At 63.2% G+C, this 18,165-nt stretch carries 18 protein-coding genes; 10 read left to right on the top strand and 8 right to left on the bottom strand.

Annotated features, from left to right (window positions below; genetic code table 11):
- Window positions 1-36: 36 nt before the first annotated feature.
- A complete protein-coding gene (locus L5849_RS03450; RefSeq protein ID WP_236924426.1) occupies window positions 37-423 on the bottom strand; it encodes a hypothetical protein in 387 nt (128 codons plus the stop codon).
- Between the two features lie 69 nt (window positions 424-492).
- Here L5849_RS03450 and L5849_RS03445 point away from each other — a divergent pair, with 69 nt between their 5' ends.
- Together L5849_RS03445 and L5849_RS03440 are read left to right on the top strand one after the other, a co-directional pair.
- Window positions 493-1,032, top strand: a complete 540-nt coding sequence (locus L5849_RS03445) for a TetR/AcrR family transcriptional regulator (protein ID WP_234041433.1) — start codon at window positions 493-495, stop codon at window positions 1,030-1,032.
- Window positions 1,033-1,072: 40 nt separating this feature from the next.
- Complete coding sequence (locus tag L5849_RS03440) at window positions 1,073-2,278, top strand: PLP-dependent aspartate aminotransferase family protein (protein WP_236924425.1); 1,206 nt, start codon at window positions 1,073-1,075, stop codon at window positions 2,276-2,278.
- On the opposite strand, the gene L5849_RS03435 is transcribed toward L5849_RS03440, so the two are convergent.
- Complete coding sequence (locus L5849_RS03435; protein WP_236924424.1) at window positions 2,275-3,036, bottom strand: hypothetical protein; 762 nt, start codon at window positions 3,034-3,036, stop codon at window positions 2,275-2,277. The genes L5849_RS03440 and L5849_RS03435 overlap by 4 nt on opposite strands.
- Before the next feature lie 179 nt (window positions 3,037-3,215).
- Here L5849_RS03435 and L5849_RS03430 point away from each other — a divergent pair, with 179 nt between their 5' ends.
- Window positions 3,216-3,428: a PLP-dependent transferase gene (locus L5849_RS03430; RefSeq protein ID WP_236924423.1), complete on the top strand. Its 213-nt coding sequence runs from the start codon at window positions 3,216-3,218 to the stop codon at window positions 3,426-3,428.
- Here L5849_RS03430 and L5849_RS03425 read toward each other — a convergent pair.
- Window positions 3,425-3,838 carry a DUF6628 family protein gene (locus L5849_RS03425; protein ID WP_236924422.1) on the bottom strand — a complete coding sequence of 138 codons (414 nt, stop codon included), beginning with the start codon at window positions 3,836-3,838 and terminating at the stop codon, window positions 3,425-3,427. The two genes, L5849_RS03430 and L5849_RS03425, sit on opposite strands and share 4 nt — an antisense overlap.
- 101 nt (window positions 3,839-3,939) lie before the next feature.
- Window positions 3,940-4,254, bottom strand: a complete 315-nt coding sequence (locus L5849_RS03420) for an excalibur calcium-binding domain-containing protein (protein ID WP_236924421.1) — start codon at window positions 4,252-4,254, stop codon at window positions 3,940-3,942.
- A 50-nt stretch (window positions 4,255-4,304) separates the two neighbouring features.
- Here L5849_RS03420 and L5849_RS03415 point away from each other — a divergent pair, with 50 nt between their 5' ends.
- Window positions 4,305-4,919: a 2-hydroxychromene-2-carboxylate isomerase gene (locus L5849_RS03415; protein WP_236924420.1), complete on the top strand. Its 615-nt coding sequence runs from the start codon at window positions 4,305-4,307 to the stop codon at window positions 4,917-4,919.
- A gap of 192 nt (window positions 4,920-5,111) precedes the next feature.
- Window positions 5,112-5,510: a Co2+/Mg2+ efflux protein ApaG gene (gene apaG / locus L5849_RS03410; RefSeq protein ID WP_115417115.1), complete on the top strand. Its 399-nt coding sequence runs from the start codon at window positions 5,112-5,114 to the stop codon at window positions 5,508-5,510.
- A 20-nt stretch (window positions 5,511-5,530) separates the two neighbouring features.
- On the opposite strand, the gene L5849_RS03405 is transcribed toward apaG, so the two are convergent.
- The gene (locus tag L5849_RS03405) at window positions 5,531-7,060 is read right to left on the bottom strand and encodes a Ppx/GppA family phosphatase (protein WP_236924419.1); all 1,530 of its coding nucleotides are present in this window, start codon (window positions 7,058-7,060) and stop codon (window positions 5,531-5,533) included.
- A complete protein-coding gene (locus tag L5849_RS03400) occupies window positions 7,057-9,222 on the bottom strand; it encodes an RNA degradosome polyphosphate kinase (protein WP_236924418.1) in 2,166 nt (721 codons plus the stop codon). The genes L5849_RS03405 and L5849_RS03400 overlap by 4 nt, the downstream gene beginning before the upstream one ends.
- Window positions 9,223-9,354: 132 nt before the next feature.
- Here L5849_RS03400 and L5849_RS03395 point away from each other — a divergent pair, with 132 nt between their 5' ends.
- The 4 genes from L5849_RS03395 (at window position 9,355) to L5849_RS03380 (ending at window position 13,187) form a co-directional block, all read left to right on the top strand.
- Entirely contained in the window at window positions 9,355-10,155 is an 801-nt protein-coding gene (locus tag L5849_RS03395) for a LysR family transcriptional regulator (protein ID WP_236924616.1), read from the top strand.
- Between the two features lie 173 nt (window positions 10,156-10,328).
- Window positions 10,329-11,939, top strand: a complete 1,611-nt coding sequence (locus tag L5849_RS03390; protein ID WP_236924417.1) for a Tad domain-containing protein — start codon at window positions 10,329-10,331, stop codon at window positions 11,937-11,939.
- The gene (locus tag L5849_RS03385) at window positions 11,939-12,559 is read left to right on the top strand and encodes a TadE/TadG family type IV pilus assembly protein (protein ID WP_236924416.1); all 621 of its coding nucleotides are present in this window, start codon (window positions 11,939-11,941) and stop codon (window positions 12,557-12,559) included. The genes L5849_RS03390 and L5849_RS03385 overlap by 1 nt, the downstream gene beginning before the upstream one ends.
- 4 nt (window positions 12,560-12,563) lie before the next feature.
- Window positions 12,564-13,187 (top strand): TadE/TadG family type IV pilus assembly protein, encoded by a 624-nt coding sequence (locus L5849_RS03380; protein WP_368735716.1) that lies wholly within the window; start codon window positions 12,564-12,566, stop codon window positions 13,185-13,187.
- Window positions 13,188-13,244: 57 nt separating this feature from the next.
- Here the strand turns inward: L5849_RS03380 and L5849_RS03375 are convergent, their stop codons facing one another.
- Window positions 13,245-13,892, bottom strand: a complete 648-nt coding sequence (locus tag L5849_RS03375; protein WP_236924414.1) for a GNAT family N-acetyltransferase — start codon at window positions 13,890-13,892, stop codon at window positions 13,245-13,247.
- 43 nt (window positions 13,893-13,935) lie between these two features.
- Window positions 13,936-14,583: a hypothetical protein gene (locus L5849_RS03370; RefSeq protein WP_236924413.1), complete on the bottom strand. Its 648-nt coding sequence runs from the start codon at window positions 14,581-14,583 to the stop codon at window positions 13,936-13,938.
- A gap of 865 nt (window positions 14,584-15,448) precedes the next feature.
- Here L5849_RS03370 and L5849_RS03365 point away from each other — a divergent pair.
- Complete coding sequence (locus L5849_RS03365; RefSeq protein WP_236924412.1) at window positions 15,449-17,851, top strand: hypothetical protein; 2,403 nt, start codon at window positions 15,449-15,451, stop codon at window positions 17,849-17,851.
- The last annotated feature ends 314 nt before the right edge of the window (window positions 17,852-18,165 follow it).

Genomic DNA, 18,165 nt, shown 5'->3' with positions numbered 1-18,165 from the left:
CGGCTTAGGAAAGCCGCGCGCCCGCTTCAAGCGGGTTCAGGAAGTTGTGCGCCGTTCCAGCCAGAACAGCCGCGCGACCATCGGCAGCAGGGCGATCGAGGCGCTCAGCCCGCAGGCGATGACCCACAGCGGCACATTCATGCCGACCGCCCGCGCGCGCGGCACGATGAAGGTCAGCGCCACGACCACGCAGATGACCAGGTCGTACCACACCTGCGTGCCCCACAGATTGACCGTGTGGTTGGGCACGAAGCCGAGCACGCCTTCGCGCAGGATCGTGATGGCGCTGAAGCCCCAGAAGGCCCCGGCCAGCAGCGCGACCAGAAGGAAGCTTTCTTGCACTTGGCGGCCGAATGCCAGAAACAGTACGAAGGGCAGGGCGCCCGCAATACCGGCGACGAAGAGGATATCGAGAGTGGTCATGATGGGCTCCGATGGCTATGTAGCACTCGCTACACTGGTAGCTCAATGTAGCAGGTGCTACAAGCAATAATGTCCAAGCCCGCCCTGTCCCGCGATGCCCTCCTGCCGCTGCTCGCCGCCCATGTGCTCGAACATGGGCTCGCCGGGGCCAGCCTGCGCCCATTGGCCAAGGCCGCCGGGACCAGCGACCGGATGCTGATCTATCATTTCGGTTCGAAGGACGCACTGGTCGAGGCGCTGCTCGCGCATGTCGCGGCCATGTATGCCCAGGCGCTCGACATGGCCTATCCCAGCGAGCCCGCGGCCAGCCGCAAGGATTGCGCCCAGCGCCTCCTCGCGATCGCCCGGGCGCCCATGTTCGCGCCTTTCCTGCGGCTGTGGTGGGAAATCGTCGCGGGTTCGGCGAAGGGCGGCAAGGCCTTTCGCGCCAGCGCCTCGGCGATGATGGACAGCCAGCTTGCCTGGTTCGAGGCGCACATGCCTCCCGACGATCCCGATCCCAAGGGCGGGGCGAGGCTGGTCGCGACGCTGGTGGAGGGGGCGCTGATGTTCGATGCGCTGGGCCTGGGCGATACCGCCGAAGCCGGGCTTGCCGCCTTGGAAGGCTGACCTGCTTGCCGCACGCACGCGCCATGCTATCGAGCCAGCCATGAAGAAGACTACCGGCACCGACCGTTCGATCACCTCTGGGTGGCGCCCCGCGACTCAGGCCGTGCGGGGCGGCACCTGGCGCAGCGAGCATGGCGAGACCAGCGAAGCGCTGTTTCTCACCAGCGGCTATAGCTATGACGACGCGCAGACCGTGGCCGACCGTTTCGCGGGCGAGGCGCAGGGCATGACCTATTCGCGCCTCCAGAACCCGACCGTCGCCATGCTGGAAGAGCGCATCGCGCTGATGGAAGGGGCGGAGGCGTGCCGCGCGCAGGCGAGCGGGATGGCGGCGATGACCACCGCGCTGCTGTGCCAGCTTTCTGTAGGAGACCATGTGGTCGGTGCGCGGGCGGCGTTCGGCTCGTGTCGCTGGCTGCTCGATCATCTGCTGCCGCGCTTCGGGATCGAGACGACGGTGATCGACAGCGCCGACGACGATGCGTGGGAGGCCGCGATCCGGCCCAATACCAAGGTCTTCTTCTTCGAAACGCCCGCCAATCCGACGCTCGACGTGGTCGATCTCGCGCATGTTTGCGGCGTCGCGCAGGCGCATGGCATTACTACGGTGGTCGACAACGCCTTTGCCACCAGCGCGCTACAAAAGCCGATGGATTTCGGCGCCGATGTGGTGGCCTACAGCGCGACCAAGCTGATGGACGGGCAGGGCCGGGTGCTGGCGGGCGCGGTCTGCGGATCGCAGGAGTGGATCGACGAGGTGCTGCTGCCCTTCCAGCGCAATACCGGCCCCAATATCGCGCCGTTCAACGCCTGGGTGGTGATGAAGGGCCTCGAGACGCTGGACCTGCGCGCGCGGCGCCAGAGCGAGAACGCAGTCGAACTCGGCCAATTCATGGAAGGCCGCGTGCCGAAGATGCTGCATCCCGGCCTGCCCCGCCACCCGCGCCACGATCTCGCATGCAAACAAATGGTCGCGACCGGCCCGATCTTCGCCTTCGACGTGGGCGACCGGGCCACTGCCTTCGCCGTTCTCGATGCGCTCGAACTGGTCGATATTTCCAACAATATCGGCGATGCGCGCAGCCTGATGTGCCATCCGGCCAGCACCACCCATGCCGGCATGACGCAGGACGCACGCGACGAGATGGGCGTGACCGAGGGCCTGCTGCGGATCAATGTGGGGCTTGAGGATGTCGAGGACCTCAAGGAGGATATCGACCGCGCGCTTGGCGCGGCGGGGCTCTAGTCGGTTTCGTCCAGCTCGCCCATGTCCATGGTCATGCGCCCGCTCGAAAACTGCATCAGCACCGGCAGATCGTAGGCGCGCCGCAGCCGGTCGCACTGGGCGAGCGCTTGCGGGTCGGGTTTGCCGTTTTCGCTATAGACGTCGATCATCACCGCCCAGCCCGTCTCGGGTGAACCGCCTTCGCCATTGGTATCGAGCAGTTGGCGCGTGATCTCGTGCCCGATCCGCCGCCGTTCCATGAACTGGTCGTGGCTGTAGGGAACATCGTAGAGCACCTTAACCGGAACGCCTCTGGCGCGGTCGCCCAGCGGAGGGGGACTTACAGGCTCCGAGCCCGTCACCGCGATTTCATAGACCAAAGGCGGCCGCGCATCGGGAAAGATACGCTCCGGCCCCGGCGTCCAGTCGTAGGTCACTGTGGAATAGGCCAGCCGGTCGCCCAGTTCTTCGCGTGCCCAGCGGCCGAGCCAGAAACTGTCGGAACGCACTTCGCGCAGCCGGGTTCGCGTGGCCGGGTCCTCGACCCATTCGGGCCGCTCGAACTCGCGCTTGAGGCACGGTACCTCGGGGTCTTCGGCAAAGGCCGCCCGATCGAGCATCCATTGCAGCTTTTCCGAATAGGGATCGGATGATGCCGCAGGCACATTTCCGTTCGCGCCGGGGGAGGGGCCGGCGGAAGCAGGCGAACTGTCGCCAGAAGGGGATGGCGCGCTGCAGGCGGCCAGAAGCAGAAGAGCGGGTGCGGCACGGGCGATCATGCCGTCTCAACTGCCGAGTGCGAAAACGGTTGCCATGCGTGCGCCAGGGATCGACGATGGGGCCCTGACCCTGGCTCTCGAATAGATCTGCGATTTCGCCGCGGCCGACGGCTATCCAGCCTGATATCGGCCGACGGGGCTCGAAACACTCGACCTGTGTCCCCGGTGCCGGAGCGACAATGCGTTCGGGCTGGTCGATATCTCCCAATACTATCGGCGATGCGCGCAGTCTGATGTGCCACCCGGCCAGCACCGCCCATGCGGGCATGACGCAGGACGATCACGTTTGCATAGGCGTGACCGAGGGCCTGCTGCGGATCGATATGGGGCCGGAGGATGTCGAGGATGTGAAGGAAGACCTCGACCGGGCGCTGTCCGCCGCCGGGCTTTAGCGCCGCCAGTTATTGCGGATCGCGATCCTTTCCAGCTCTCCGCCCAGCGCATGGGCGCTCGTCATCGCCACGGCACAGCGCGCATCGTCGGTCAGCACGCCGTGAACGTCGAGACCGGCGCCGCCGATAAGCGCCATGAGCAGACCTTCGTCGCGTGTCATTCCGGTCGCGCAGCACGGTGCGAGCAGAATCCGGCGCTGCGAGGTTCGGGCCAGATCGATGACCAGCGCCCGCGCCAGCACCAAGACCTTGCGAAATTCCGCACCGCTTGCATCGAGCGCCAGCATGGTTGCGCGGGCATCGTGCAGTCCGTGTGCCGCCAGTCGCCGCATGAGAACCAGCCCCAGCGTCTGGTGGCGGCGGGCGGGTAACGGCAACTCGAGAGCGGTCGAATCATGCGAACGGGCCATGCGATCTCCTTTGCAGCCCTTCTACGCTAATGCGAGTCATTCGCAAGTAGCGACTGGATATGATCCGTATCGTTTGGCGACCCCTTTTCGATAACCTGCCTTTATCGTCTGCGGGATACTTCGCAGGCCACCCCGTCATTGTCGCGGTCCAGCGCTCGCCGATATCCGGCCTCTCCTCGCCGGATCGGCGCTGCGCCTGCCGCCCGGGCGGCATCGCAGTTTGGGAAATAGACGCCGCCCCTGATCTGCGATGTGGGTGGTTGAGGCGTTGCGCGCCGGTTGCGGTGGCAGTGATAATCGCCCGTCTTGCGGTTGTTATGGCATCCTTGCGCATTCAGCCCACCCGGATGCGCCAGCGCGGGCGGCGGCGGAGCGGCGAGCAGCGCGAGCGGCAGGAGGAGGGCGATGCCTTTCATCCTCGCAAGCATAGCATCAAACGGCTATCGGGGGGAGCGAGGGGAAACGAATGGCTCGGAAGACCATCGAATACATTTTCGATTTCGGCGCGCCGAATGGCTATCTTGCATGGTATCCACTGAAGGATATCGCGGCGCGGACCGATGCGCGCCTGGTGGTGACGCCGGTCTTTCTCGGCGGGATGCACAAGCTCACCGGCAATGCCCCGCCGATGGTGCGCGATGCCGATGTGAAGGGCAAGGTCGCCTATGCCGCGCTCGAATTCCAGCGCTTTCTGGACCGTCACGGGATGGACAAGTTCAGGATACACCCCGCTCTGCCGTTCAATTCGATCCTGCCCCAGCGTGTACTGGTGGCGGCGGGCGACGAGGCGGAGCGACACGCCATCGTCGAAGCCCTGCTTCCGGCGGTGTGGGAGCGTAATATCGATAGCGGCGATATCGAGGTGGTGGGGCGCGAACTGGCCGGGGCAGGGCTCGATGCGGAGCGCTTGCTCGCCGCCACGCAGGATGCGGCGGTGAAGGCGGAACTGGCGGACAATACCGAACAGGCGGTTGCGCGCGGGGCTTTCGGCATTCCGACCTATTTCGTCGACGACGAAATGTGGTTCGGTAAGGAACGCCTCGGCCAGCTCGAAAGCTATCTGGCCGACGGCCGGCCCTAACGCGGCGCAGCCAGTCGTCTTCGGTTCGCCGGATCGGCAAAGCGGTGGGCATTGCAGCGCAAAAAGCCCGAACTAACGCGGTTGATCGGTGCTTGCCGAGAGGATCGCCGGGAGGGCAGGCGAGACGCTTAAGGTGGAAAATCGCACGGTTTTGCTTGCACAGCTTGGCAGGTGCTCTAATTTGGGTTTGTGATGAAAGAGCTCTTCCAACATGCCGCGATTACCGATGGGATTACGGTTCGCGTCTCGGTGAATTTCCTGCCCGAGCAATCGCGCCCGGAAGCGGGAAAGTGGTTCTGGGTCTATCACATCCGTATCGAAAACGGCTCTCATGAGCGCGTCCAGCTTATGACCCGGCATTGGCGGATCACCGATGGGGCCGGGCTGGTCAGCCATGTCGATGGCGATGGCGTGGTTGGCGAACAGCCGGTCCTGATGCCGGGGCAGAGCCATGATTACGTTTCGGGCTGCCCGCTCGACACGCCCCATGGCTCGATGGAAGGCTTCTACACGTTCCGCGGCGAGGATGGCTCTCCGCTGGAAGTGCGCATTCCGTACTTTCCGCTCGCCGCCCCGGCAACCGCGGATTAAGCCTCGCGGGGGCGCACCGCTTACCCGTCCTCTTCCTCGTCCAGCCCCGAAAACTCGAAACTGCCGATCTTGATCTTGGGGCTGAGGTCGAGCCAATTGGCGAGCACTTCGAAATCCAGGGTCGCGGGATAATTCGCCAGTGCGGCGCGGCTTTCATGGAGGCGCAGGACCAGGCGTTTTTTCTTGCGGCGCAGCGCGCTGGTGGTGAGCGAGACCTTGCTTCCGCCACCCAGCCTGCGCGCGAGGCGAAAGCCGAGGCCCCAGGTCATCCCTTCGCGCAGATCGTCGTCGCTGGCGAGCTCGCGCAGCTTATCGGGTAATTCGGTACGTCCCATGCTGCCGAACAGGGCGGCGCAGATCATGGCCCGGCCGCGCGCGTCGAGGTCGATCCAGCGTTTGCCCAAGGCCCATTCGATCGCGTGGCTGCTCCGCAGGTTCGGCTCGACTCGCTGGAGCGCGCCGGACAATTGCGCCGCGGCCAGCCGCAGGCGTTCGTTCACGCGGCCATCGCCATCCGCCAGCTCCACCGTCCAGGCGGCGAGCAGAGCCGCTTCGGTGATCGAGGCATCGCGCGGCCCGGCATAGGCGGCGACCCCGGCAAGCAGCGGATCGGCGCGCATCTGCGCCGGATCGAGCCGGGCATAGAGCAGCCCTTCGCGGATACCCCAGGAGGAGAAGACCAGCTCGTCCGGTTCGACCGCGTCGAGCAGCGGGCGCAGCAGGGCGGCGGCATCGGGCAGATAATGGGCGCGCATCGGAGTGATGCCGCTGATGTCCATCAACGCTTCCGGCTTCGCCGCGACCAGCTCGCCGGCCAGCCGCCGCGCATCGTCGGGTGCCAGGGTGAAGCCGTGCGGGTCGGTCAGCGGATAGTCGAAATACCGCATGGCATAGGCCGCCAGCGCCCGCCAGGTGCCGCCGATCATATATATCGGGCCGGGATGCGCGACAGCCCAGCCGACGCCGGCGAGCCGATCGTGCACATGCCGGGCGAAGGCATCTTGTCCGGCGGCGCGCAGCGCGGGCAGGCGCAAGGTTCCCAGAGCCAGGCTGGCGGCCTCGTGACACGCGTTCTTGGCGATGGAAACGAGTTCGAGGCTACCCCCACCGAGGTCCGCGACCACTCCCTTTGCGCCGGGAAAGGCTCCCAGCGCGCCCATTGCCGAGGCGCGGGCCTCTTCCTCGCCCGACAATAGCCGTGGTTCGAGCCCGAGATCGGCGACCCGTTCAAGGAATTCCGCGCCGTTCTCCGCCTCGCGCGCGGCGGCCGTCGCGACCGTCTGGACATCGTCGATCCCGAGATCGCGGATGATAAGCGCATAGCGCGCCAGCGCGCCCAGCGCCTCGTCGGCGGCTTCGTCGGGGATGCGGCCCGCCAAAGACAGGTCCCGCCCGAGCCGGGCGGCGACTTTCTCGTTCCACACCACTTCGGGCGCGCGTCCGGTGCCTTCGTAAATGACCATCCGTACGGTGTTCGAACCGATGTCGATCACTGCCCGCGGAGGCTGCATCAGTCGACGCTGCCACTTGGCCGAACGCGATTTGTTCACGTGGTGCCGTCCCGCAGCGTCAATCGCGGGACTTCGTGATCGGCAAGCGCGGCACCGCGGCCCGAAAGTGATGGATTGGCCATGAAATACTGGTGGCAGTTGAAGCCGCCATCTCCCTGTCGCATACGGTGATACTGGCCGTCCGGCTCCAGTACCCAGCTTTGTTCGGTATCGAGGATATTGGCCAGCATGACCTGTCCCAATACCTGATCGTGCACGGTTTTGTTGGTGATCGGCACCATCACCTCGACCCGGTGTTCGAGATTGCGGCTCATCGCATCGGCGCTGGTCAGGAAAACCTTGGCCTGGCGGCTCGGCATCGTCTTGCCGTTGGCAAAGGCCCAGACGCGTGAATGTTCGAGGAATCGGCCGATGACGGATTTGACGCTGATATTTTCCGAAATGCCCGGCAGCCCCGCCCGCAGGCTGCAAATGCCGCGCACCACCATGCGGATTTCGACCCCCGCCTGGCTCGCTTCGTAGAGCTTGTCGATCATCGCCCGGTTGGTGATCGAATTGAGCTTGACCCAGATGCCTGCCGGCTTGCCCGCTTTCGCATTGGCGATTTCGGCGTCGATCAGTTCGTAGAGCTTTTCCTGCAGGCCGATAGGGGAAAGCGCCAGCTTCTCGAGATCGTCGGGCTCGATATAGCCGGTGATGAAATTGAACATCTTGGCGGCATCGCGCCCCAGCGCCGGATCGGCGGTGAAGAAGCTCAGGTCGGTGTAGATCTTCGCATTGACCGGATGATAATTGCCCGTGCCGAAATGGCAGTAGGTACGGTACCCGTCCTCCTCGCGCCGCACGACCAGGCTGACCTTGGCATGGGTCTTCCAGTCGGTGAAGCCGTATATCACCTGCACCCCGGCGCGCTCCAGCTCGCTCGCCCACTGGATGTTGCGCTCCTCGTCGAAGCGGGCCTTCAGCTCGACCACGGCGGTTACCGCCTTGCCGTTCTGCGCGGCCTCGATAAGCGCGGCGATTACCGGCGACTGATCGCCCGCGCGGTACAGCGTCTGCTTGATCGAGACCACCGCCGGATCCCGTGCGGCCTGGCTGAGGAAATCGACCACCACGTCGAAGCTCTCGAACGGGTGATGAATGACGATGTCCTTTTCGCGGATGGCGGCGAAGCAATCCCCGTCATGTTCCAGGATGCGTTCGGGATAGCGCGGACTGAAAGGTTCGAACTTGAGGTCCGCGCGCGGCTCGTTGCAGATCGCCGAAAGGTCGGCAAGGCCCAGCATGCCGCCGGACTTGACGATCATCGCCTCTTCCACCTCGAGCTGTTCGCGCAGGAGCGTTTCGGCCACTTCGTCGCAATCGTCGTCCAGTTCCAACAGGACGGCGCGCCCCCGGCGGCGACGTTGAATGGCGGTGCGGAAATAGCGCACCAGATCCTCGGCCTCTTCTTCCACTTCGATGTCGCTGTCGCGGATGACGCGGAAAATTCCGTCCCCCAGCACTTTGAAGCCGGGGAATAGCTGGTCGGCATATCGCGTCACGAGCTGTTCGATCGAAACGTATATCGCATCGTCCCCCGGCACGCGCACGAATCGCGGAGCGCCGCTGGGGATCAGCACCATTTCGATCAAGTCCGCCTGGCGCTTCCCGCGCTTCAGCCGAAAAATCACCCCGATCCCCTTATTGGCCACGAAGGGGAAGGGGTGACTGGGATCGATCGCCTGAGGGGTGATGAGCGGCAGGATGTCGCTTTCGAAATACTCGGCCAGCCAGTTCTGCTGGCTTTCCGGCAGATCGTCGATCGCGGCGATCAGGATGCCTTCTTCGGCCAGCAGGCCACGCAGCGTCTCCAGGCTTTCCTGTTGTCGGTCTTCCAATGCCGAAAACTGTTCGCGAATGGCGGCAATTTGCTGGCGCGGGCTGGTGCCGTCGATTCCCTGGGTTTCGATTCCGCGCTGTACCTGACCTTCGAGGCCGGCGACGCGCACCATGATGAACTCGTCGAGATTGCTGGCCGAGATCGACAGGAACCGCAGGCGTTCAAGCAAGGGATATCGCTCGTTCTCGCTTTCGGCGAGCACGCGCCGGTTGAACGAAAGCCAACTGAGTTCGCGATTGGTATAGCGGTCGCCCCGCGCTGGCGGCGCGTTCGTTCCGGCGTCATTGGCCGGGGTGGTCCGGGCAGCTTCGGCAGTCATGCGGGTACGGTTGCGGCCATGGGCCTCGATTGTGACGGTCGGGTTACAGAATGCTTGAAAGGCGCGCTAAAGGAAAGGGTTGACAGACGCACCTTGTTTCCTGGGCGTGCCGCATTTATGTCGCATCGCACCATGAAGCGTACCCATCTGCCCCTGAACGCCTTGCGCGTCTACGATGCCGCCGCAAGGCATTTGTCCTTCACCCGCGCCGCGGACGAGCTGGCGGTGACCCCGGCAGCGGTCGGCCAGCAGATTCGCGCGCTGGAGGATCATCTGGGCACGGTGCTGTTTCGCCGTACCAGCAAGGGGCTTGAACTGACGCAGGAAGGGGCTGCCGGGCTCGATGCGCTGCGAGAAGGGTTCCTCAAATTCGAGGAAAGCGTTTCGGCGATGCAGGCGGGGCAGGCATCCGACAGCTATACCATCGCCTGTCCACGCGAATTCTATGCCCAGTGGCTGGCACCGCGCCTGGCGAAGTTCGGGGAAGCCAATCCGGAGATCAAATTCACCTTCGTCGCGGACGAAAATGCCGACTTCACCGAAACCAATCTCGATTGCGCGATTCGCCTGGTCGACGGGCCGGGTGACCTGCAAGGCATCGAACTGGACGAAGCGCGCCGTGTCACCGTGGCGCGGCCCGGGGATCAGGGCGGCGCGCCCGACCAGTGGATCGACTGGGGCCTGCCGCTGCAGGACGGTATGACGGCGCATGTGACGGTTTCCAACGCAGGACAGGCTTTGTCCTCGGCCCTGGCCGGCCTGGGCAAGGCAATTCTGCCCGAACTCCTGGCGAAGGAATCGATCGAGGCCGGCAAGCTCGAGGTGCTCGATGGACCGCACACCGGTACGCGGGCCTATTGGCTGGTTGCTCCGACACCGCAATGGCGGACCAAGAAGGTCAAGTCTCTGGTATCGTTCCTTTCGGCGGGGTGAGGGGTCGGTGGGGTGAGGGGCTCTCGGCGACTGGCCGCGACATTATTGCCGGGGATCAGGCCCTTGTTTTTTAACGACTATAATATGCTTTACCGGGCGTAAACCATAATAGGTTCCGGATTATTTCTGTTTTCCCTGGATAGGGCCTGATGGGCTGAACAGGGACAAACGGAATGACGGGCTTTTTCCGAAAGCTTATAGCGGATCAGCAAGGCAACACGCTGGCGATTTTCGCCGCCGCCCTGATTCCGCTGACCATCGTCATCGGCAGCGGCCTGGATTTGAGCTTTGCCTATTTGGCCAAGGGCAAGCTGCAGAACGCCTGCGACGCCGCCGTGCTGGCAGGTCGCCAATCGATGGACGGCAACTCCTGGACCGATGCCAACAAAGCCGAGGCGGTCAAGTTCTTCGACTTCAATTATCCCGCTGGGCTGATGGGTTCCCGGAACCGCGTGTTCACTGTCGCCCAAGACCCGAACGACAATGCCCAGATCGTCGGCAGCGCCACTGCGGATGTTCCCACCTCGCTGATGCATATTTTCGGCTTCGACACGATCGGAATCAAGGCCAATTGCGACGCCAAGCGCGATCTTGGCCATAACGATGTGATGCTGGTGCTCGACACCACCGGGTCGATGAACGATCCTCCTTCGACAGGCGGAAGCAAGAAGAAGATCGAACTTCTGCGCGACGGGACGACCGGACTGTACCGTGCGCTCGACGACTCCGGCAACGGATCGATTACCCGGTTTGGCATCGTATCCTACTCGCACACCGTCAATGTCGCGCGTCGCTTGAAGAATCGCGACATCCTGCGAAACCAGCAACACCATAAGAGGGTTTACGAACAACGAGTGTGCACGCAGTACAAGAGCGGTTGGTATTGGTATCAGGATAGCTGCACGACCAACACCTACGACAGCTATGGCGACACGCAGAGCAGCGGTTACACGTACGAATCGAGCACCCTTCGGACCCGGGTCTATGACCCGTCTTCGGCATATCAGTACCGGACGGTCGACATCAACGATACCCCTTGGGCTTCCTCCGGCAACACGGTAAACGAAAACAAGCGCGCCTTCCGTATAAGCGGCATTGGCTGTATCGAGGAGCGCTCCAGCGTCGGCCAGCCAGAAGATCCCGTGACGATCCTCCAGACCGTGAGCCAGCAGGATATCGATTCGGTTGCGGCCCGTGGCAGCGATACGGCTTTGCAGTGGGGCCGGTACGATCCCGTCAGCCAGGAAGGGGAATCGCAGGACGGCTGCCCATCGGAATCGCGAAAGCTCCAGGAATACAATACGGAGCGAGGATTCCAGAACGCGGTCAACGCATCCACCAGCAATGTAACCGGCGGTACCTATCACGATATCGGTCTTCTGTGGGGCGCGCGGTTTCTCTCGCCCACCGGCATGTTCTCTGCCAATAATCCGACAGCGCATGGTCTCGTGCCGGTCAACCGGCACCTGGTCTTCATGACCGATGGCGAACTCGGTACGGGCGACAGGCTCTATTCCGCCTTCGGTATCCAGCGCTATCACGACCGTCTGACCGGGTCCGGATCGCAGGGAGCGAAACACATCGCCCGTTTCCACGCAATCTGCGACCGGGTGAAGGCCACCGGGACGACGATCTGGGTGATTGCGCTCGACGTGACAGCGACGGACGATATCGACGATTGCGCGACGAGTACGGCGCATTTCTATACCTCGGACGGTTCCGATCTCGAGGAGATTTTCGAGAATATCGGGCGCGGTATCGGCAATCTGAGGCTGACGCGGTGATGCGGCTGCCACCTGTCATCCGTCGTCTGCGGCGCGACCAGCGCGGTGCGACGATTATCGAATTCGCGATCATCAGCGGTCCTATGTTGCTGCTGCTGATGGGCGGGCTCGAACTGGGGTACGACAGCTATGTCCGCTCGACCATGCAGGGCGCGCTCAACGATGCCGCGCGTACCGCGGCGGTCGAATTCCCCATCATCAACGTGCCGGGCAGCACCGTCGAAGAGCAGGTCGAGAACTTGATCGAGGAACAGGTCCACAATGTCGCGCCCAATGCGACGATCACCGTGACGCAGAAAAGCTATTTCGATTTCTCGTCCATCGGTGATCCGGAAAAGCTCATGACCGACAATAACGGCAACGGCCAGTTCGATGCCGCCGATGGCGATTGTTACGAAGATGCCAATGGCAATGGCAGCTACGATACCGACGCCGGCAAGACCGGCAATGGCGGGGCGGATGACGTCGTGCTTTACACCGCCCATGTCAGCGCGCCGCGCATCCTGCCGCTCGACGGGTTCCTGCCGGGGGTAGGGCCGACGATCGAATATTCGCTGCAGACCGCAGTGCGCAACCAGCCCTACGACCAGCAGGCGACCGCGGCGGTGATCTGTGCTTAGGAGGGTGCGATCCTTGCGCGCGCTGCGGCGCGACACGCGCGGGCTGGCGCTGACCGAATTCGCCTTTGCCGCGCCGATCTTCCTCACGCTCGTGCTCACCGGGCTCGAGCTGTCCAACCTCGCGCTCGCGCATTTGCGCGTCAGCCAGATGGCGATGACCGTGGCCGACAATGCCGGGCGCGTTACCACCGGGATCGACGAGGCCAATATTTACGAGGTCTTCACCGGCGCGGAATTTGTCGGCAACAGCCTCGACTTCGAGGCCAATGGCCGTGTCGTGCTCTCCAGCCTCGAACACAATGGCGAGACCGGATCGGACGAGGGTCAGACGATCGTCTGGCAGCGCTGCTGGGGCGACGATACGGCGGTGGAACCCCTCTATGGCGAGGAAGGCGACGGGGCCGACGACGATAGCCTCGAGGATGGCCTGGGTTCGGGCAGCGACAAGATCACCGCGCTCGAGGATACGGCGGTGATGTTCGTCGAGGCGACCTACGATTACCAGCCGCTCGTCTCGACCGGCTTTTTCGACCCGCCGACGATCCGCTACGAAAGCGCCTTCAACGTCCGGGGGCGGCAGAATAACGACATCACCAATACGCAGAGGCTCGCCGTGATGAGCTGCTGACCTGCCCGGGCGCCCACGCGCCCTTGCGGGCCGCGATCCTCGCGCGGGCGTTCGGGCCTAGGCAGCGTCCGAAGCGTCGAAATGGGCGAAGATATCGGCCAGGCCCGGCGGGTCCTGCTCCTGGCGCAGCCGGGCGAGCGCCTCGGCGATGTCGAGCCGATATTCCAGCGTCGGCCCGTCCTGCGCCACGCGCTGCCCGCCCAGCCGCCGGATAAAGCGCATCGCCGCAGTGTTCTCGTAAAGCACATGCGCGGTCAGCGCCTCCAGCGCATCGTCGCGCGTATCCAGCAGCAGCGTCGCCGCCAGCAAACGCCCCAGGCCGAGCCCGTGATAGTCGTCGACCACCCCGACCGAAAATTCCGCCACCCGGTCGCCCGCATCGGGCCGCATGGCATGGACCACGCCCATGGCGGGCTGCACCGGGTCCGACAGGTCGATTGCCCCCCAGGCGAGATGCAGCACGCCGTCGACATCCAGCAGCCGCTCGATCACCCAGTCGGGGGGCGTGGTGGCGCCGGAAAAGAACCGCAAATAGCGCGAGCGCGGGCTCATCCGCGCAATCCCTTCGCGCAGCCGCCCCTCATCCTCGGGCGAGACGGTCCGGATGCAGATCTCCCGCCCGTCCTCCAGCCGCGTCAGGATGGAGGCATCGCCCCGGGCTTCCTGCGAGCGCGGCGCGGCCTTGCGGTTCGTGTCGTCACCCATGGGTATCCTTGGCTCCCGCGCGCACTTGCGATCGGGATCGAAGCTAGGGCTTTTGCGCAGAGCTTGCCAGTGCCGAGATGTCGGCGGAGTTCGCACAGGTCCCGTCGCCGCCGCCCTCTCGCGCCAGTCGCTCGGCAAAATGGCGGGAGAGCGCGCATTCCCGCGCATCCTCCCCGCTCCCGCTCCCGCTCCCGCACCCGGCAGCGCGGGCGGGGGGCAGGCCCGCGAGCACTTCGCGGCGGATGCGTTCGTAAACGGGGTGGCCGGGGCGGATATGCTCGGAATAGCGTTCGGGGCGGCGGTTGCGCAGGAAGAACATCACCAGCGCCTCGTTATGCTTCACGCCGTAAGTGACGATGCCGCCGTCGCCATCGCTCTTCCATTCGGGCACGCCCTCGATCGCACGGGCGAGCGCGCTGTCCTCCAGCCGCTGCACCCCGCGCTCGATCGCCGCATCCCAGGCGGCGGCAAACCCTTCCGCGCCGGGTTTGTTGCGCAGTTTGTAGAGCGCCTCCATGCTCTTCCCGATGGAACGCGCCGCCTGCGTGACGATCCCCGTCGCCGCGAGGCTGGCGACAAAGCGCCGCTGCAGCGTCGGCGTGATCGAATTGCGGCGGGGGGCCTTGTGGAGATAGGGCGCGAAACCGAGCAGCGGATCGTCCGCCGCAGGCTCGGGGCCGACGATTGCCACGGAAGATGTCGCCTGTCGCGGCGTAACGCGTCGATTCTTAGTCATGAGACATGGGCGGAGTCGAAGCGTCAGCGGAGACGGCACGAAGTGCCACCGCGGAGGTGGCCTGGCGAGCGATGGCACGGGTGGGGGTGGTCATATTGCTCTCCGTCATTGCGAGGAGCCGCAGGCGACGCGGCAATCCAGCTTCCGACCTTGCAAAATGCGGCGAGGCCAGGAGATGGATTGCTTCGCTACGCTCGCAATGACGAGTAGGAAAACGCTTTCCATCCGGCAAAATAACCGAGCCGCAGGCGGAGACGGCGCGACGCGCCAACGCAAGGCGCGCGGATGCGTCGCGCCCGGCGCTTGAGGGCGAAACACTAACTCGCGGGTGGGGGTGGTATCCTCCCCGAACCGGGGAGGGGGACTATCCGCAGGTTGGGGGAGGGGCATCTGCGGCATCTCCGTCGATCCGCCATCGGCGCCAGTCCGGCTATCGGCGGGCTCTGCGCCGGTTTGAGTCACACAAAGGCGCGAAGGCACGAAGGGCTCTGTGGGGCTGGGGTCGTCCATAACCCACCCCACAATGCACATTCCCGCGAAGTAGGAAAACGGTTTCTGGCTGGCGAAATCACCGAGCCGCAGGCGAGGCAAGGCTGGAAGCGAAGGCGAAGCCGTAGCTGGCCAAAGGCCACCTGCACGGACGCCGGCCGGTTAGGCCGGAAGCGAAGCTGGCCAAAGGCCTACCCAAGCCGCACGGACGTGCGGCGCCCAGCGTCTCAGAGACGAAAACAAAAAACTGCGGAGTAGGAAAACGAAACTGACACTCTCGCTTGCGAACCAGCGGTGATTCATCAATTAAGGACGTCGGAAGGGACAAAACTTGAGCCTTATTGAAGATTTAGGACGCGCGCGCACTGAAGAGGACGTCAAGGACGCCTACATCAAGGCACTTGGTTTGAAGGGCGTTTTCAAAGGACTGGTCGATATCCAGACACCCGAAATTTGGTTCGAGGCGAAGGAAGCTGCCACCCCGCCGCTTCTAATGTTCGCGCAGCTGCTCACCTATGTCCGCGCTGCCCGCAAGCGAGGCGAGGCGATCCCGGGATTTCTGTGCGTGATCGACCGGGAAAAAGCCGCTCTGATGGCGACCGAGCACGCCTTGCCGATCCTTGAGGACAAGGCAATCCAGTGGCCCAAATCGGGTTCTGCGGCGGACAAGGCGCTGGCGGCGCAGATTGCCCCCGTGATCGAAACGCACTTCGTGCTCTACCAGATCGACGGTTACGAAGCCGAGTTCATCAAGGCGACCAAGGATGCCGTGCGCGAAGGGCGGATCATCCGCACCCCGATCACGCCCGACAATCTGCGGCAGGTGTTCGACAAGTGGGTAGCGATGGTTGGCGTCGAACTCGGCGTGAAGCGCGAGGCGGACTACGCCGTCCTTTTCTTTGCCGACATCATGCACGATGGCCGCAACGAGGCGATGCGCAACCTGCCCGCGCGCCTGCTGTTCAGCGGCGACAAGCCGGTATTCATCCTCGGCGCGGAGCAATACGATCTCGCCAGCGAGCGCGGCTATCGCAATTTCTGGAACATCTACCACCGCCCCCCCGAACAGAAGCACCGGCACTATCTTCTCGAACGGCGCGACAGCCTGCTGCCGATGGACGACCAGAAGTTCAAGGGCGCGTTCTACACCCCGCTTCACATCGTCGACAAGGCCTATGACCAGCTTGCCGCCACCTTGGGTGCGGACTGGCAGCAGAAATACATCGTGTGGGACATGTGCGCCGGCGTCGGCAATCTCGAGGCCAAGCATTCCAACCTGCGCAATGTTTTCATGTCTACGCTCGATGCCGAGGACGTGACGATCATGCGCAGCAACCCGGCCTTCGCTGGGGCGGAGATCTTCCAATACGACTACCTCAACGATGATGTGACCGATTTCGGCGAGATCGATTACGAGCTTTCAGGCAAGGTGCCGCAGAGCTTGCGCGATGCGATTGTGGCTGCGCGCGAGGGGAAGAAGGGCGCGAAGCCGGTTTTGGTGCTGATCAATCCGCCTTATGCGGAGGCGATGAATGTCGATAATAGGAAAGACGAGGGTGCAAAAGCCGGAATAAAGCAGGGTGTATCGAAGACCCGTATAAGCCATGGAATGGACCACCTTGGATATGCTGCCCGCGAGTTATTCGTGCAGTTTCTCCATAGGATCATGATCGAACTTCCGCGTTCTAAAGTGGCAATTTTTAGCAAACTCAAATACGTAAATGCGCCCAACTTCGCGCTTTTTAGAGATGGTTGGACTGCGAAGTATCTTGATGGGTTTGTCGTTCACAGTCTCGCCTTTGATGGCTTGAAGGGCAATTTCCCGATTGGCTTCCTTTCATGGGATTTGGCAGTTGAGGAGCGTTCTGAAGCAATCGATACTATCGCTTTGGATCGATCCGGCGCGATCATCGACTCCAAAGTATTTTACAGGGTGCCGCCGCGTGAGCCTCTGGCCGATTGGATTATCCGCCCACGTTCGAACAGTGAGCCAGCTCTCCCTCTTCAAAACGCGCTCGTGCCGACAACACGGACAAACGATGTACGCGGGCGATATTGGGCAGATGGTGCTATCGGAAGCATGATCTGCAAGGGCAACGATTTTCAGAATGCGGGCAACGCGACAGCCCTGTTATCGTCAGGTTACAACAGTGCAGGTGCATTTTTCGTCACCGAGGAGAACCTCTGGCAAGCCGCCATCGTTTTTGCCGTCCGCCGCGTGATCAAGCCGACATGGCTCAACGACCGCGACCAGTTCCTGCAACCGTCGCAGCCGCTCTCGGACGAGTTCAAATCCGATTGCCTTGTCTGGATGCTGTTCAACGGCAGCAACCTCACTGCGGGCGCAGACGGGCTTCGCTGGAATGATCGCGACTGGAGCCTCACCAACCACTTCATCCCCTTTACCGAAGCCGAAGTTGGGGCGAAGGCGCGGTTCGAAAGCGATTTCATGGTGCGCTACATGACGGGCATGGCGTCGTCGCCCGAAGCACAGGCCGTGCTCGATGAAGGCTGCAAACTGTTCCAGCGTTTTCACGCTACGCAGTTCCCCAATAAGATTAGAAAAGATCTTAAGCTGAACCGTGCCGACGCCGGATGGTATCAGGTCCGCCGCGCGCTCGAAGCATATGGTGATATTGAACTCACCGATTTCGATCCTTTTAAGGCGGCCTACGCCTCCCTCACCGAAAAGCTGCGCCCATTGGTTTATGAACTGGGCTTCCTAGCCACGTAGGCTCTCCCTTGACCTCCCCCCATCACCCCACTATGTGCGCGGCCATCCGGTGTTGGAGCCGCTTCGCGTGATTCCCCCATCGGTCAGATAGAGCTGAACATTGCCGGTCATGTCCCGGGGCCTGTCGCTCCCGCGACAAAGCTCTCTCCTCGTACAACGGGCGACCCACAACCCCTTGTAACGCCGAAAAAACACCCCATCTAACTCTCAGCTACCAGTCGTGATCGACGGTCCTGAGGGCCAGTTGCCCTCCCTTCTTTCCATTTCGCCTTCTAGCCACCGCGCACAAGCGGTCGCTCCTGAGCGCCTGCGCG

It is taken from the genome of Erythrobacter sp. SN021 (assembly GCF_021864455.1).
Note: the sequence above shows the minus strand (reverse complement) of the source record. Positions and strands in the feature narration are given on the sequence as shown.